Genomic DNA, 13,329 nt, shown 5'->3' on the forward strand with positions numbered 1-13,329 from the left:
AGTCTCATGAAGAAACCCCAATCCTCAGGCGCGGGCCAGATCCGCATCATCGGCGGCCAATGGCGCGGCCGTAAACTTCCCGTTCCCGACAGCCCGGGCCTGCGCCCAACGACCGATCGCGTCCGCGAAACCTTGTTCAACTGGCTGGCTCCGTCAATGGTCGACGCCACGGTGCTGGACTGCTTCGCGGGCAGCGGCGCGCTAGGATTGGAAGCGCTGTCCCGTTACGCGGCAAACGCCACGCTTCTGGAAATGGATCGCGCCGTATCGCAGCAGCTGCAAAAGAATCTGGTGACGCTGAAAGCCGCAAACGGCCAGGTGGTTAACACCAACACGCTGAATTATCTGGCGCAGCCGGGCAAACCGCATACCATCGTGTTCGTCGACCCACCGTTCCGCAAGGGGCTGTTGGAAGAAACGCTCACCCTGTTGGAAGGAAACGGCTGGCTGGCGGACGATGCGCTGATCTACGTTGAAAGCGAAGTGGAAAACGGCATGCCGCCGGTACCGGCAGGCTGGACGCTGCACCGTGAAAAAGTGGCCGGCCAGGTCGCCTATCGCCTTTATCACCGCGAAACACCCTAAGCACACTGAAGCAACATAAGGAAAAATATCATGCTGATTAATCTGGGAAGGCTGTTAATGCTCTGCGTGTGGGCCTTTTTGCTACTGAATATTTTCCACCCGTTTCCGCGACCGCTGAATATCTTCGTCAACGTGGCGCTGATTTTTATGGCCATCATGCACGCCATGCAGCTGGCGCTGCTGAAATCGACGCAGCCGAAGGACGGCCCGCCGCTCAGCCACGTTCAGCAGCTTAAAATCTTTGTCTTCGGCGTGTTCGAACTGCTTGCCTGGCAGAAAACGCTGCGTAAAGGTAAGTGACCCCGCCGGTCTGCCACTTTTCGCAGTAGCTCCCACGTCAGGGCGTTGTCATCTGGCAGCGTTGACCACTAGACTGAGTTAAGGTGGAGAAACGCTATCCGCCGCATAATGACTTTCTGGCGGGTGGCGCTAACGCTTACCCGCCCTACGTAAACAGGGACTCCGCCATGCTTTGGTCTTTTATCGCCGTATTCTTTTCCGGGTGGCTTTACGTTGATGCATCCTATCGCGGTCCCACCTGGCAGCGCTGGGTGTTTAAGCCGGTCACGCTGCTCTTGCTCCTGCTGCTTGCCTGGCAGGCTCCCATGTTTGAAGCCACCGGCTACCTGATTCTGGCCGGGCTGGTCGCAACGCTTATTGGCGATGCCCTTACCCTGCTGCCGACGCAGCGCATGCTGTACGCCATCGGCGCATTCTTCCTGTCGCATTTACTCTATGCGCTCTATTTCGCAAGCCAGATGACGCTGTCGTTCTTCTGGCCGCTGCCGCTCGTCCTGCTGGTGATTGGCGCGCTGCTGGTCGCCGTTATCTGGACGCGGCTGGAAACCTTCCGCTGGCCGATCATGACGTTTATCGGCATGACGCTGGTGATGGTGTGGCTGGCGGGCGAGCTGTACTTCTTCCGCCCGACCAGCACCAGCTTCTCCGGCTTTGTTGGCGCGACGCTCCTGCTCCTGGGCAACATCGTCTGGCTGGGTAGCCACTATCGCCGCCGCTTCACCGCCGACAGCGCTATCGCCGCCGCCTGCTATTTTGCCGGGCACTTTATGATTGTCCGCGCGCTGTATATTTAATGTTCCGCTGTCGGGTGGCGCTGCGCTTACCCGACCTACCTTTCCTTAGGCTAGATAAGCAAAGCGCCCCAAGCCATCTCTCTTTTCCCGTAGGGTGGATAAGCGCTAGCGCCATCCACCGTGCCATCCACCATAAAACCCTAAAAGCATTTACCTCTTGACTCTGGAGTAAGCTCCAGAGTGTAACATCGGTAATGAGAACTTTATCATTACCCAGGAGGGCACATGCTCAACTCTAAAAAACCCCCGCAGTTTGCGAAGGCGAAACTCAGCCCGCTGCCGGCCGAAGCCCCCTCCTGCTGCACCGATGAGCAGTGTTCGAGCGCGCCCGCAGCAGAAATAATTCCGGATAACGGCGAGCGTTACACCTGGCTGGTCGCGGGCATGGACTGCGCCGCCTGCGCGCGCAAAGTCGAAAACGCGGCGAAGCAGGTTCCCGGCGTCGAGCACGTCCAGGTTCTTTTCGCGACGGAAAAGCTCCTCGTCACCGCGCCGCGCGACGTCCGCATGGAAGTCGAAAAAGCCGTTAAGGCCGCCGGATATACCCTGCGCGACAGCGCCGCCCCGGCCGCCGCCGCGCCTTCAGGCTGGCGCGAAAACCTGCCGCTCATCACCCTGATCGTCATGATGGCGATAAGCTGGGGGCTTGAGCAGGCGAACCATCCGTTTGGCAATATGGCGTTTATCGTCACCACGCTCGTTGGCCTGTGGCCTATCGCGCGCCAGGCCGTGCGCCTGATCCGCAGCGGCAACTGGTTTGCTATCGAAACGCTGATGAGCGTCGCCGCCATCGGCGCGCTGTTTATCGGCGCTACCGCCGAAGCGGCCATGGTGCTGCTGCTGTTCCTGGTTGGCGAACGTCTGGAATCCTACGCCGCCAGCCGCGCGCGGCGCGGGGTTAGCGCACTGATGGCCCTGAAACCGGAAGTGGCAACCCGAATCCGCAACGGCGAACGCGAAAGCGTAGCGCTCGGCGATCTCCGTCCCGGCGACGTGATAGAAGTCTCCGCCGGCGGGCGTCTGCCTGCGGATGGCCGCCTGCTGAGCGAAACCGCCAGCTTCGACGAAAGCGCCTTAACCGGCGAGTCGGTGCCGGTAGAGCGCGAACGCAACGAGAAAGTCCCGGCGGGCAGCACCAGCGTTGACAGGCTAGTGCAGCTCGAGGTGATTTCTGAACCGGGCGACAGCGCCATTGACCGCATCCTGCGCCTCATCGAAGAGGCCGACGAACGCCGCGCGCCCATTGAACGCTTTATTGACCGCTTCAGCCGCATCTACACGCCGATTATTATGGCGATAGCGCTGCTGGCCGCCGTCGTTCCGCCGCTGCTGTTTGGGCAAAGCTGGAGCGAATGGATTTACAAAGGGCTGGCGCTGCTGCTGATTGGCTGCCCGTGTGCGCTGGTGATATCGACTCCGGCCGCCATCACATCCGGCCTTGCCGCCGCCGCCCGTCGTGGTGCGCTGATTAAAGGCGGGGCGGCGCTGGAACGCCTCGGCCAGATCCAGCAAATCGCCTTCGATAAAACCGGCACGCTGACGGCGGGCAAGCCGCAGGTAACGGCCGTTGAAGCACTGGCTGCGGTCGGCGAAAACGAACTGCTGACGCTGGCGGCTGCCGTAGAACAAGGCTCCACCCACCCGCTGGCGCAGGCCATCGTTCGAGAAGCCGAAAGGCGTACGCTCGCCCTGCCGGTAACTCAATCGCACCGCGCCCTGGCGGGGATCGGCGTTGAGGCCGTCATCAACGGCGAAACGCTGCTGCTAAGCTCCCCGACAAAACTTGCCGCGGGCGTGCTGGATGAAGCCTGGCAGCAGCGCATCACCCAGCTTGAAGCCGAAGGCCAGACGGTGATTGCCGCGGTGCGCCAAAACCAGCTTCTGGGGATAATTGCCCTGCGCGACACGCTGCGTAGCGACGCCAAAGAAGCCGTTGCCGCCCTGAAAAACATCGGCGTACACGGCGTAATGCTGACGGGCGACAACCCGCGCGCCGCCGCCGCTATCGCAAACGAGCTGGGCATGGACTACCGCGCCAGCCTGCTACCGGCGGACAAAGTGAGCGCCGTGAACGAGCTTAACGCCCGGCAAAAGCTGGCCATGGTCGGCGACGGCATCAACGATGCCCCGGCGATGAAGGCCGCCACCCTCGGCATTGCAATGGGCAGCGGGACGGACGTCGCCCTGGAAACCGCCGACGCGGCGCTCACGCACAACCGCCTGACTGAGCTTGCGAACATGATTAGCCTGGCCCGCGCCACGCATAACAACATTCGCCAGAACATCAGCATCGCGCTGGGCCTAAAAGCGATATTCCTCGTCACCACGCTGCTGGGCCTCACCGGCCTGTGGCTGGCGGTGCTCGCGGATTCAGGCGCGACCGCGCTGGTGACGGCTAACGCGTTAAGGCTGCTGCGGAAGAAATGAAGAAATAAAGTCGGATGGCGCTGGCGCTCATCCGGCCTATCTTGCCAGTGTTTTCGTAGGGTGGGTAAGCGCACGCGCCATCCACCGGGCGACCCTGAACTGAAGCTCAATTCATTCCCAGGGCGTGCGGCAGCCACAGCGAAACCGCCGGGATGTAGGTGACCATCGCCAGCACCACCAGCAGCATGGCGTAGAACGGCAGCATCGCTTTCACCACCACCTCTATCTTCTGCTTGCTCACCGCGCTTGCCACAAACAGCACCGATCCCACCGGCGGGGTGATCAGGCCAATCCCCAGGTTGACCATCATGATCATCCCGAAGTGCACCGGATCGATGCCCAGCGAGTTGGTCACCGGCAGCAGAACCGGGGTAAGGATCAGGATGATCGGCGCCATGTCCATCAGGGTGCCGATTAGCAGCAGCATGATGTTCAGGTACATCAGGATCACGTACTTGTTATCTGACAGCGAAGTGAAGAACTCGGTAATGCGCGAGGGCAACTGCATGTAAGTCATCACCGCGCCAAACGCCGCCGCAAAGCCAATCAAAATCATCACGATAGAGACGGTTTTGACCGTGCGGAACATTAGCTTCGGCAGCTCGCTCCACTTATAGTCGCGGTAGATAAACATCGTCACAAAGAACGCCCAGACGCAGGCCACCGCCGCCGACTCCGTTGCGGTAAACACGCCGGTGAGAATGCCGCCGAGGATGATAACCACCGTCATCAGTCCCCAGAGCGCGTCGAAGAAGATTTTCAGCGCCTGCCGGAAGGGGATGCGTTCGCCCTTCGGGTAGCCGCGTTTATGGGCGAAGCCAAGGCAGAGGATCATCAGGCAAAATCCCAGCAGCAGCCCCGGCAGGACGCCCGCGATAAACAGCGTGGCGATGGACACCGTGCCGCCCGCCGCCAGCGAATAAATCACCGAGTTGTGGCTCGGCGGGATCAGAATCGCCTGCACCGAACCGCTCGCCGTCACCGCCGCCGCGTATTCGCGCGGGTAGCCCTTCTTCTCCATTTCCGGGATCATCACGCTGCCGATCGAAGCGGTATCTGCCACCGACGACCCTGAAATCGCGCCGAAAAACGTCGAGGCGACGATGTTGACCAGCGACAGACCGCCGCGAATGAAGCCAACGAAGATATAGGCAAAATTCACCAGCCGCCGGGCGATGCCGCCTTCCGCCATGATAGCTCCCGCGAGGATAAAGAACGGGATCGCCAGCAGCGTGAATTTATTCACCCCGCTGGTGATTTGAATCATGATTGCCTCAAGCGGCAGGTCGATCCACAGCGCCCCGGCGATGGCGCTAAGCCCCACCGCAAAGGCCACCGGCATGCCTACCGCCAGCAGCACGCCGAGCGTGGCTAACAAAATAAATGCGTCCATAGTCGTTTCCCCCGCCTCTAACCGTGATTACCAAGCAGCACCACCGGACGGTTCTCCTGGGAACCAAACAGCAATCGCTCGACGACGAACAGAATCAGCAACACCGCGCCGACCGGCAGCGGCAGGTAGGTCTGGCCGGAGGTTAACACCGGGAACTCCGCGACCGGCTGCTCCCATAAATCCGCGCACAGAAAATAGCTGTAGTAAAACATCACCACGGAAATCAGCAGCATCAGCAGGTCCACCAGGCGTGCGCAGAGCGATTGCAGCCCCTGCGGCAGCCGGTCGGTGAGCATATTGACCGCGATGTGGGAACCGGCGCGGTAGCTCACCGCCGCGCCGATAAAGGTAAAAGTCACCATGCAGATGATCGCCACCGGCTCAGGCCAGGACTCCCCGCGGTTGAGCACATAGCGCGAGAAAATGCCGATCGGAATAATCACGGTCATGATAAGCAGCGACAGCCCGGCGACGACCATCGCCGCCAGGTAGGCTTTATCCATCCAGTTCGAATAGTTCTGGGACATACGTCCTCCGGGAAAGCGTGAGCAGCTGGGGTTACTGGACGTCGGCGATGGCCTGCATCAGCTCCTGATGCCTGTCGCCATACTGCTTACGCACCGGCTCGGTCGCCTTCACGAACCACGCCCTGTCGATATCGTGGAACTGCACGCCGCCCGCCTTCATTTTTTCCAGCGCCTGGGCGTTGTAGGCGTTCCACAGCTCGCGCTGCTCCATCTGCGCTTCACGGGCGAGCTTAAGGATTTTCTGCTGATCTTCCGGGCTGAGCTTGTCCCATTTCACCTTCGAGTAGAGCAGCATTTCCGGGGTGATAAAGTGGCCGCTCAGCGTGTAGTTTTTGGCGACCGGCATATAGTTGTGGGCGATAAACGTCGGCGGATTGTTTTCCGCGCCGTCGATAACCCCGGTCTGCATCCCGCTGTACACCTCGCTCACGCCCATCGCCACCGAGTTTGCGCCCATATCTTTGAGCGTAGCGAGCGCGACGGGGCTGCCCTGCACGCGAATTTTCATGCCGTGCAGGTCATCAGGCTTCACCACCGGGCTCTTGGTAATCAGGTTACGCGTGCCGGAATCCATCCAGCCGAGGAACACCAGGCGGGATTTCGAGTTGTCGGTGAGCTTGTCGCCGATCTGCCTGCCGATGTCACCGTCGATCACCTTGTGCATATGATCTTCATCGCGGAACACGTACGGCAGGGTAAAGACTTCAACATCCGGCAGAATCGCCGCCACCGGCGCCATCGACACGCGGATCATGTCGATAGCCCCCATCTGCGCCTGCTCAATCATCTGCTTCTCATCCCCCAGCACGCCGCTGGGGAACACCTTAATCTCCAGCTCCCCGTTAGTTTGTTGCTTGAGCTTTTCCCCCATGTTCTGAACCGCCACCACGTTCGGGTAGCCCTCAGGATGGACGTCGGCGGCTTTGATCACCTGCGCATAGGCGCTTTGCGCAAACAGCAGTGACGCGGCGGACAGGCACAGGCCCGCGAAAGCAGGCATTAAGGTCTTCTTCATCGAGTCGCTCCAGCAGATATTGAGTAAGGTAGGTAAGAAATAAAACAACGTTTTAATTGTCGATTAAAGCTAGTAGACGGGAGAAAAAGCGGAGGTGAAGCAGTTCACAAAAGCAACAATTTATGAAATGGGGGTTCAGGAAGGATGCAAAGAGGGTTCAAAGCCCTGCGCGGGAGCACAGGGCCGAAGGGTTACTGACCTTTACGCAGCAGGTAGCGGTAAGGCAGCGACTCAACTTCTTGAGCGATAAGCTCGTGTTCCATGAAACGGCAAAAACCGGGAATATCACGGGTGGTGGCCGGATCGTCGGCTATCACCAGCAGCGTTTCGCCGGGCTGCATATTGCGCACGGTTTTGCGCACCATCATCACCGGCTCGGGGCAACGCAGGCCTAGAGCATCAAGGGTTTGGTCCGGGTTTGCGAATAGATCGGTCATGGCAGTCTCGAATTTAAAAAAACCGCGCTAGTTTACGCCCGGTAAATTCTTGCGCAAGCGACGTGAACGATTGCGTTAAAATTAACCATTGCAAAGCGAGGCTAAAGCAGTATCATCGCCGTCCTCTCGGGCTTGCTAAGCCGGGAATTACTTACTGGGTTCCCTCACCCCATTCATTAAAAAGGCTAAAAAATGACGCAGTTCAATTCTCATCAGCGCATGAAAGCGCTGTTCTGGCTATCGCTATTCCATTTGCTGGTGATCACCTCCAGTAACTATCTGGTGCAGCTTCCGGTTTCCGTTTTCGGGTTCCACACTACGTGGGGCGCGTTCAGCTTCCCGTTTATCTTCCTGGCAACCGATCTGACGGTACGCATTTTTGGTGCCCCGCTTGCGCGCCGCATTATCTTCGCGGTGATGCTCCCGGCGCTGGTGATTTCCTACGGCATTTCGGCACTGTTTTATATGGGTAGCTGGCAGGGTTTCGAGGCGCTGGCGCACTTCAACCTGTTCGTCGCACGCATCGCCGCCGCAAGCTTTATGGCCTACGCGCTGGGGCAGATTCTTGATGTCCACGTCTTTAACCGCCTGCGCCAAAGCAAGCGCTGGTGGCTCGCGCCGACCGCCTCTACGCTGTTTGGCAACGTCAGCGATACGCTCTCCTTCTTCTTCATCGCCTTCTGGCGCAGTCCGGACGCCTTCATGGCGCAGCATTGGGTAGAGATCGCCATCGTCGATTACTGCTTTAAAGTGTTAATCAGCATCGTCTTCTTCCTGCCGATGTACGGCGTGCTGCTCAATATGCTGATGAAGCGTCTGGCAGACAAATCTGAAATGTCGAGGTTACAGCCCGGTTGACCGTCCTTGAATTATCTTGTGCTAAGATGCTGTGATCGGCCTGAAAGGCTTGTTAACCCAAAGGATGAAGTCATGCGTAACCTGGTTAAATATGTCGGTATCGGCCTGCTGGTGCTTGGTCTTGCCGCCTGCGACAACAACGACACCAAAACCCCAGCCGAAGGGGCCGCAGCGGAAAGCAACGCCAGCGGTCAGCCGGTGAGCCTGCTTGATGGCAAGGTGAGTTTCGCTCTTCCAGCGGATATGACGGACCAGAGCGGCAAGCTCGGCACGCAGGCGAATAACATGCACGTCTATTCCGATGCGACCGGCCAGAAAGCGGTAATTGTGATTGTCGGCGACAACACCACCGAAGACCTGTCCGCGCTGGCTAAGCGCCTGGAAGATCAGCAGCGCGCGCGCGACCCGCAGCTGCAGGTCGTCACCAACAAAACTATCGAGATCAAAGGCCACAGCCTCCAGCAGCTCGACACCATCATCTCCGCTAAGGGCCAAACCGCGTACTCCTCGGTTATCCTGAGCAAAGTCGATGACAAGCTGCTGACCATGCAGATTACTCTGCCTGCGGACAACCAGCAGCAGGCGCAGACCGCCGCTGAGAACATCATCAATACGCTGACGATCAAATAAAAGCGCTTTAACAACACGGCCTCCGGTTGCACAACCGGGGGCTTTTTTTTGCGTTATTGCTTTTCAGACTCGCCTTGCGGGTAACCGGCAAACGAAGCGCTACACTATGAAGATTGCTTATAAAAGGAATTCCCCCATGCGCGCGCTCCCCCCTGAAACCGACAAAGCCGGGCTTCACATCCTGCTGAAACTCTCAGCCCTGGTGATCATTCTTGCCGGTATCCACGCGGCGGGGGACATCATTGTGCAACTGCTGATGGCGCTGTTTTTCGCCATCGTGCTTAACCCGCTCGTCACCTGGTTTATCCGCCGCGGCGTAAGCCGCCCATTGGCGATCAGCATCGTCGTGTTTGCGATGCTGATTATGCTGACGCTGCTGGTTGGCGTGCTTGCGGCGTCGATGAATGACTTCCTGGCGCTGCTGCCGAAGTACAACAAAATGCTGACGCAAAAAGTGCTGGAAATAGAGCGGATGATTCCGTTTATGCACCTGCGCCTCTCGCCGGAACGCATGCTCCAGCGGCTGGATTCCGAGAAGGTGATGTCCTTTGCCACCACGTTAATGACCGGGCTTTCCGGCGCGATGGCGAGCGTCCTGCTGCTGGTGATGACCGTGGTGTTTATGCTGTTTGAAGTGCGCCACGTGCCGTACAAACTGCGTTTCGCCCTCTCCAACCCGCAGATTCATATCGCCGGGATGCACCGCGCGCTCAAGGGCGTGACGCACTACCTGGCGCTGAAAACGCTGATAAGCCTGTGGACCGGGGTGATTATCTGGGCAGGCCTTGCGCTGATGGGGGTGCAGTTCGCGCTGATGTGGGGCGTGCTGGGCTTCCTGCTGAACTACATTCCGAACATCGGCTCGGTGATTTCCGCCATTCCGCCGATGATTCAGGCCTTCCTGTTCAACGGCACCTACGAAATGTTTATGGTCGGCGCGCTGTTCCTCGCCGTACACATGGTGCTGGGTAACATCGTCGAACCGCGCATGATGGGCCGAGGCCTTGGCATGTCGACGTTTGTCGTGTTCCTCTCGTTGCTCTTTTGGGGATGGCTGCTCGGCCCGGTCGGCATGCTGCTCTCCGTGCCGCTGACCAGCGTGTGCAAAATCCTGATGGAAACCACCAAGGGCGGCGCGAAGCTGGCAATCCTACTCGGGCCTGGGCGGCCAAAATCAAGATTGCCAGGCTAAACGCAACGGGGCGGGAGCTAGCGCTTGCGCTCCGGCAGGCACACCAGCAGCAGGCCGATAAAAATCACGCTGACCCCCGCCAGCTTCCCGGCGCTAAAGCGTTCGTTCAGCCACGGCAGCCAAATTGCCGCCGCCCACACCAGCACGTAGCTCAGGCTTAACAGCGGGTAGGCTTTGCTTAAGGCTATATGCCGTAGCGCCAGGAACCAGCAAACCATCGAAAGCGCGTAGGCCAGGATGCCCGCGCACAGCGCCAGCGCGCCGTTGCTCAGGCCCAGCAGCGCGTTGAGCATTTCCTGCGGGTGGCTAACCGGCGGCAGCGTCACCATCGCCCATTTCATGACGAGCTGCGCGCCGCTCACCAGCAGCACGCTCATCAGCCCCCAAACGTAGCCCATCAGACGCTGACTCCCAGAGTGATAATGCCCGCAATAATCAGCGCAACGCCCAGCCAGTGGCGGGGCGAAACCCGCTCATGCCAGATAAAACGCGCCGCAAGCGTAATGAAGATGAAGTTCAGGCTTAGCATCGGATAGGCCACGCTCACCGGCACGTCCTGCAGCACCAGCAGCCAGACCAGCAGGCCGCAGCCGAGCAGGAACACGCCCAGCGCGAGCCAGAACAACACCAGCCGGGCACGAGCGCTCTGCGCCGCCTGTTTCTGGCAAAGCTGGCCGCCGCAGCTCAGCAGGCTGGCAAGCAGGATAGGCAGATAGCTCATCGCCAGGGGCCTGCCGGGAAGTGTCGGGTGGCGGCATCCGCCTTACCCGACCTACAAACCGTAGGGTGGATAAGCGCAAGCGCCATCCACCACAGCTGTCGGGTGGCGGCATTCGCCTTACCCGACCTACAAACCCTAGGGTGGATAAGCGCAAGCGTCATCCACCACAGCTGTCGGGTGGCGGCATTCGCCTTACCCGACCTACAAACCGTAGGGTGGATAAGCGTTAGCGCCATCCACCGCAGCTGTCGGGTGGCGGCATTCGCCATACCCGACCTACAAACCCTAGGGTGGATAAGCGTTAGCGCCACCCACCGCAGCTGTCGGGTGGCGGCATTCGTCATACCCGACCTACAAATCGTAGGGTGGATAAGCGCAAGCGTCATCCACCACAGCTGTCGGGTGGCGGCATTCGCCTTACCCGACCTACAAACCGTAGGGTGGATAAGCGTTAGCGCCATCCACCGCAGCTGGCGGGTCGCGGTACCCGCCATACCCGACCTACAAACCGTAGGATGGATAAGCGCAAGCGCCATCCACCACAGCTGTCGGGTGGCGGCATCCGCCTTACCCGACCTACAAACCGTAGGGTGGATAAGCGTTAGCGCCATCCACCACAGCTGTCGGATGGCGGCATCCGCCATACCCGACCTACAAACCGTAGGGTGGATAAGCGTTAGCGCCATCCACCGGAGCTGTCGGGTCGCGGCATTCGCCATACCCGACCGACAAACCGTAGGGTGGATAAGCGTTAGCGCCATCCACCGCCTGGTGGCGAGATTATCCATCATGGCGATTTTTCATACATAAACATAACGAAGCGCCCCTTGCGGTACACGTAGTCCGCCACCGGCAGGTCTTTGTCCTCCGGCAGGGCATCTTTGGCAAGCAGCAGCACCAGCGACACCGCGCCCTCTTTGCGATGCTCCGCAAGCCAGCCGGGGAAATCCTCGCGGGAGACAAAGTTATCCTTCGCGTCCGCATAGTTCGTCAGGCCGTAGCTCAGCTCGCCGTGGCGCTGGTACATCATGATATCGCTGCGCTTAAGCTCCCAGGCGATGCCCGCGCCGACGCCAACGCTGTCCGCCAGAACGTAGCGGCTGGCGGCCAGATCCGGCTGCACCTCGCGGATAAACGGCTGCGGCAGTTTGGAATAAATCACCTTGTCCGGCAGCACGCTCCCAACCAACAGCGCCAGCCCGAGCGGGCAAAGCGCCGCCCACTGCCAGCGCCGCGCGCTATGGCGAGAGGTATACAGCCCGACCAGCGCCCACGCCAGAAACGCGAGGCCCGCCAGCAGCACCTTCACCACCTCGTGCTTCGCGTAAAGCGGATGTTTTACCAGCCCCCACGGCGCCAGCACCAGCAGCACCGCAAGCAGGCACAGCCCGCCGAACAGGACGTTTATCCAGCCGTTAATTTTCAGCGTGCGCGAGGAAACCAGCTGCGTTGCACGGCGCGCCAGCAGAATCGCCAGCGGCGCAAAACACGGCAGAATATAGGTCGGCAGCTTGCCCTTGGCGATGCTGAAAAACAGCAGCGGCATCACCACCCAGCCCAGCAGGTAGAGCGATCCGCTTTGCGTTTTGCGCTCCTGCCAGCCGCCTTTTAACGCGCCCGGCAGCAGCGCCAGCCACGGCAGACTCCCGGCTATCAGGAACGGAATGTAGTACCAGAACGGAGCCTTGTGCTGCGCGTCGTCCTCAGCGAAGCGCTGAATATGCTCGACCCAGAAGAAGTAGTGCCAGAAATCCGGCTCCGCTTTGGCTATCGCCAGCGCCCAGGGCAGCGTAATCGCGATGGCGCTGACGATCGCCAGCGGGCCGAACAGCAGCACCTCTTTCCAGCGCTTCTGGGCGATAACCCACGGCAGCACGCCAAGCACCGGCACCGCCAGGGCAAGAAAACCTTTGGTCATCACGCCCATGCCGCAGGCGAGGCCAAGAAGAAGATAGCCCCCCGCTTTGCCGGCCGTGGTTTGCGCGTTCGCCCCCAGCCAGAAGCTGCACATGGCGGCAACCAGCCACAGGGTGATCATCGGGTCGAGCACCGCATAGCTGCCCACGCCGTAGACCAGCAGACAGGTCAGGAAAATCACCCCGGACATCACCGCCGTGGTTTTATCGCGCCACAGGCGCAAGGCCAGCCAGCCGACCAGCAGCGCGGTAACGGTAACGGAAAACACCGAGCCGAAGCGCACGGCAAAGTTGTTATGCCCGAAAACGAGCTGGCTAAGATTGTTGATCCAGTAGCCCGCGACGGGCTTTTCGAAATAGCGCACGTCGAGGAAGTGCGGCACTATCCAGTTGCCCGCCGCCAGCATCTCGCGGCTAATTTCCGCGTAACGGGTTTCATCCGGCTGCCACAGCGCGCGGAACTCAATCGGCAGCAGGTAAAGCAGGGCAAACCCCGCGATAAGAAGCAGCGTGTTGGTGGTTAATTTCATCCGT

The 13,329-nt window shown here is 59.8% G+C and carries 14 protein-coding genes; 7 read left to right on the top strand and 7 right to left on the bottom strand.

Going from position 1 to position 13,329, the window contains the following annotated elements; translation table 11 throughout:
• Window positions 1-6 precede the first annotated feature (6 nt).
• The 4 genes from rsmD (at window position 7) to zntA (ending at window position 4,106) form a co-directional block, all read left to right on the top strand.
• Window positions 7-585, top strand: coding sequence for a 16S rRNA (guanine(966)-N(2))-methyltransferase (gene rsmD, locus ACSPHG_RS22495; RefSeq protein ID WP_435955689.1), 579 nt, complete (start codon window positions 7-9; stop codon window positions 583-585).
• 30 nt (window positions 586-615) lie between these two features.
• Entirely contained in the window at window positions 616-885 is a 270-nt protein-coding gene (locus tag ACSPHG_RS22500; protein ID WP_435955690.1) for a DUF1145 family protein, read from the top strand.
• 167 nt (window positions 886-1,052) lie between these two features.
• Window positions 1,053-1,679 (top strand): lysoplasmalogenase, encoded by a 627-nt coding sequence (locus ACSPHG_RS22505; protein ID WP_435955691.1) that lies wholly within the window; start codon window positions 1,053-1,055, stop codon window positions 1,677-1,679.
• A gap of 225 nt (window positions 1,680-1,904) precedes the next feature.
• Window positions 1,905-4,106, top strand: coding sequence for a Zn(II)/Cd(II)/Pb(II) translocating P-type ATPase ZntA (gene zntA / locus ACSPHG_RS22510; protein WP_435955692.1), 2,202 nt, complete (start codon window positions 1,905-1,907; stop codon window positions 4,104-4,106).
• A 106-nt stretch (window positions 4,107-4,212) separates the two neighbouring features.
• Here the strand turns inward: zntA and ACSPHG_RS22515 are convergent, their stop codons facing one another.
• From ACSPHG_RS22515 to tusA, 4 genes are all read right to left on the bottom strand, one after another.
• Complete coding sequence (locus ACSPHG_RS22515) at window positions 4,213-5,499, bottom strand: TRAP transporter large permease (protein ID WP_435955693.1); 1,287 nt, start codon at window positions 5,497-5,499, stop codon at window positions 4,213-4,215.
• 17 nt (window positions 5,500-5,516) lie between these two features.
• A complete protein-coding gene (locus ACSPHG_RS22520; RefSeq protein ID WP_435955694.1) occupies window positions 5,517-6,026 on the bottom strand; it encodes a TRAP transporter small permease in 510 nt (169 codons plus the stop codon).
• Window positions 6,027-6,057: 31 nt separating this feature from the next.
• Entirely contained in the window at window positions 6,058-7,041 is a 984-nt protein-coding gene (locus ACSPHG_RS22525; protein ID WP_435955695.1) for a TRAP transporter substrate-binding protein, read from the bottom strand.
• A gap of 191 nt (window positions 7,042-7,232) precedes the next feature.
• Window positions 7,233-7,478 carry a sulfurtransferase TusA gene (tusA, locus tag ACSPHG_RS22530; RefSeq protein WP_435955696.1) on the bottom strand — a complete coding sequence of 82 codons (246 nt, stop codon included), beginning with the start codon at window positions 7,476-7,478 and terminating at the stop codon, window positions 7,233-7,235.
• A gap of 192 nt (window positions 7,479-7,670) precedes the next feature.
• On the opposite strand from tusA, the gene ACSPHG_RS22535 reads away from it, so the two are divergent.
• The 3 genes from ACSPHG_RS22535 (at window position 7,671) to ACSPHG_RS22545 (ending at window position 10,158) form a co-directional block, all read left to right on the top strand.
• Complete coding sequence (locus ACSPHG_RS22535; RefSeq protein WP_435955697.1) at window positions 7,671-8,336, top strand: 7-cyano-7-deazaguanine/7-aminomethyl-7-deazaguanine transporter; 666 nt, start codon at window positions 7,671-7,673, stop codon at window positions 8,334-8,336.
• A gap of 72 nt (window positions 8,337-8,408) precedes the next feature.
• Window positions 8,409-8,966 carry a DcrB family lipoprotein gene (locus tag ACSPHG_RS22540; RefSeq protein ID WP_435955698.1) on the top strand — a complete coding sequence of 186 codons (558 nt, stop codon included), beginning with the start codon at window positions 8,409-8,411 and terminating at the stop codon, window positions 8,964-8,966.
• 136 nt (window positions 8,967-9,102) lie between these two features.
• On the top strand, window positions 9,103-10,158 hold the full coding sequence (locus tag ACSPHG_RS22545; RefSeq protein WP_435955699.1) for an AI-2E family transporter: 1,056 nt from the start codon (window positions 9,103-9,105) through the stop codon (window positions 10,156-10,158).
• Window positions 10,159-10,175: 17 nt separating this feature from the next.
• Here ACSPHG_RS22545 and arnF read toward each other — a convergent pair whose 3' ends face one another.
• From arnF to arnT, 3 genes are all read right to left on the bottom strand, one after another.
• Complete coding sequence (gene arnF / locus ACSPHG_RS22550; RefSeq protein ID WP_435955700.1) at window positions 10,176-10,556, bottom strand: 4-amino-4-deoxy-L-arabinose-phosphoundecaprenol flippase subunit ArnF; 381 nt, start codon at window positions 10,554-10,556, stop codon at window positions 10,176-10,178.
• A complete protein-coding gene (gene arnE, locus ACSPHG_RS22555; RefSeq protein ID WP_435955701.1) occupies window positions 10,556-10,879 on the bottom strand; it encodes a 4-amino-4-deoxy-L-arabinose-phosphoundecaprenol flippase subunit ArnE in 324 nt (107 codons plus the stop codon). Before arnE ends, arnF begins: the two co-directional genes overlap by 1 nt.
• Before the next feature lie 787 nt (window positions 10,880-11,666).
• Entirely contained in the window at window positions 11,667-13,325 is a 1,659-nt protein-coding gene (gene arnT, locus ACSPHG_RS22560) for a lipid IV(A) 4-amino-4-deoxy-L-arabinosyltransferase (protein ID WP_435955702.1), read from the bottom strand.
• Window positions 13,326-13,329 lie beyond the last annotated feature (4 nt).

This window comes from Dryocola baronae (genome assembly GCF_051297175.1).
In the GTDB taxonomy this organism is placed as follows: domain Bacteria; phylum Pseudomonadota; class Gammaproteobacteria; order Enterobacterales; family Enterobacteriaceae; genus Dryocola.

Bases quoted from the DNA above. Each gene is read 5' to 3' on its own strand.
- ACSPHG_RS22505 (WP_435955691.1), top strand. From the start codon at position 1,053: ATGCTTTGGTCTTTTATCGCCGTATTCTTTTCCGGGTGGCTTTACGTT.
- ACSPHG_RS22525 (WP_435955695.1), bottom strand. From the start codon at position 7,041: ATGAAGAAGACCTTAATGCCTGCTTTCGCGGGCCTGTGCCTGTCCGCC.
- ACSPHG_RS22545 (WP_435955699.1), top strand. From the start codon at position 9,103: ATGCGCGCGCTCCCCCCTGAAACCGACAAAGCCGGGCTTCACATCCTG.
- ACSPHG_RS22540 (WP_435955698.1), top strand. From the start codon at position 8,409: ATGCGTAACCTGGTTAAATATGTCGGTATCGGCCTGCTGGTGCTTGGT.
- ACSPHG_RS22535 (WP_435955697.1), top strand. From the start codon at position 7,671: ATGACGCAGTTCAATTCTCATCAGCGCATGAAAGCGCTGTTCTGGCTA.
- rsmD (WP_435955689.1), top strand. From the start codon at position 7: ATGAAGAAACCCCAATCCTCAGGCGCGGGCCAGATCCGCATCATCGGC.
- ACSPHG_RS22520 (WP_435955694.1), bottom strand. From the start codon at position 6,026: ATGTCCCAGAACTATTCGAACTGGATGGATAAAGCCTACCTGGCGGCG.
- ACSPHG_RS22500 (WP_435955690.1), top strand. From the start codon at position 616: ATGCTGATTAATCTGGGAAGGCTGTTAATGCTCTGCGTGTGGGCCTTT.
- tusA (WP_435955696.1), bottom strand. From the start codon at position 7,478: ATGACCGATCTATTCGCAAACCCGGACCAAACCCTTGATGCTCTAGGC.
- ACSPHG_RS22515 (WP_435955693.1), bottom strand. From the start codon at position 5,499: ATGGACGCATTTATTTTGTTAGCCACGCTCGGCGTGCTGCTGGCGGTA.
- arnT (WP_435955702.1), bottom strand. From the start codon at position 13,325: ATGAAATTAACCACCAACACGCTGCTTCTTATCGCGGGGTTTGCCCTG.
- arnE (WP_435955701.1), bottom strand. From the start codon at position 10,879: ATGAGCTATCTGCCTATCCTGCTTGCCAGCCTGCTGAGCTGCGGCGGC.
- zntA (WP_435955692.1), top strand. From the start codon at position 1,905: ATGCTCAACTCTAAAAAACCCCCGCAGTTTGCGAAGGCGAAACTCAGC.
- arnF (WP_435955700.1), bottom strand. From the start codon at position 10,556: ATGGGCTACGTTTGGGGGCTGATGAGCGTGCTGCTGGTGAGCGGCGCG.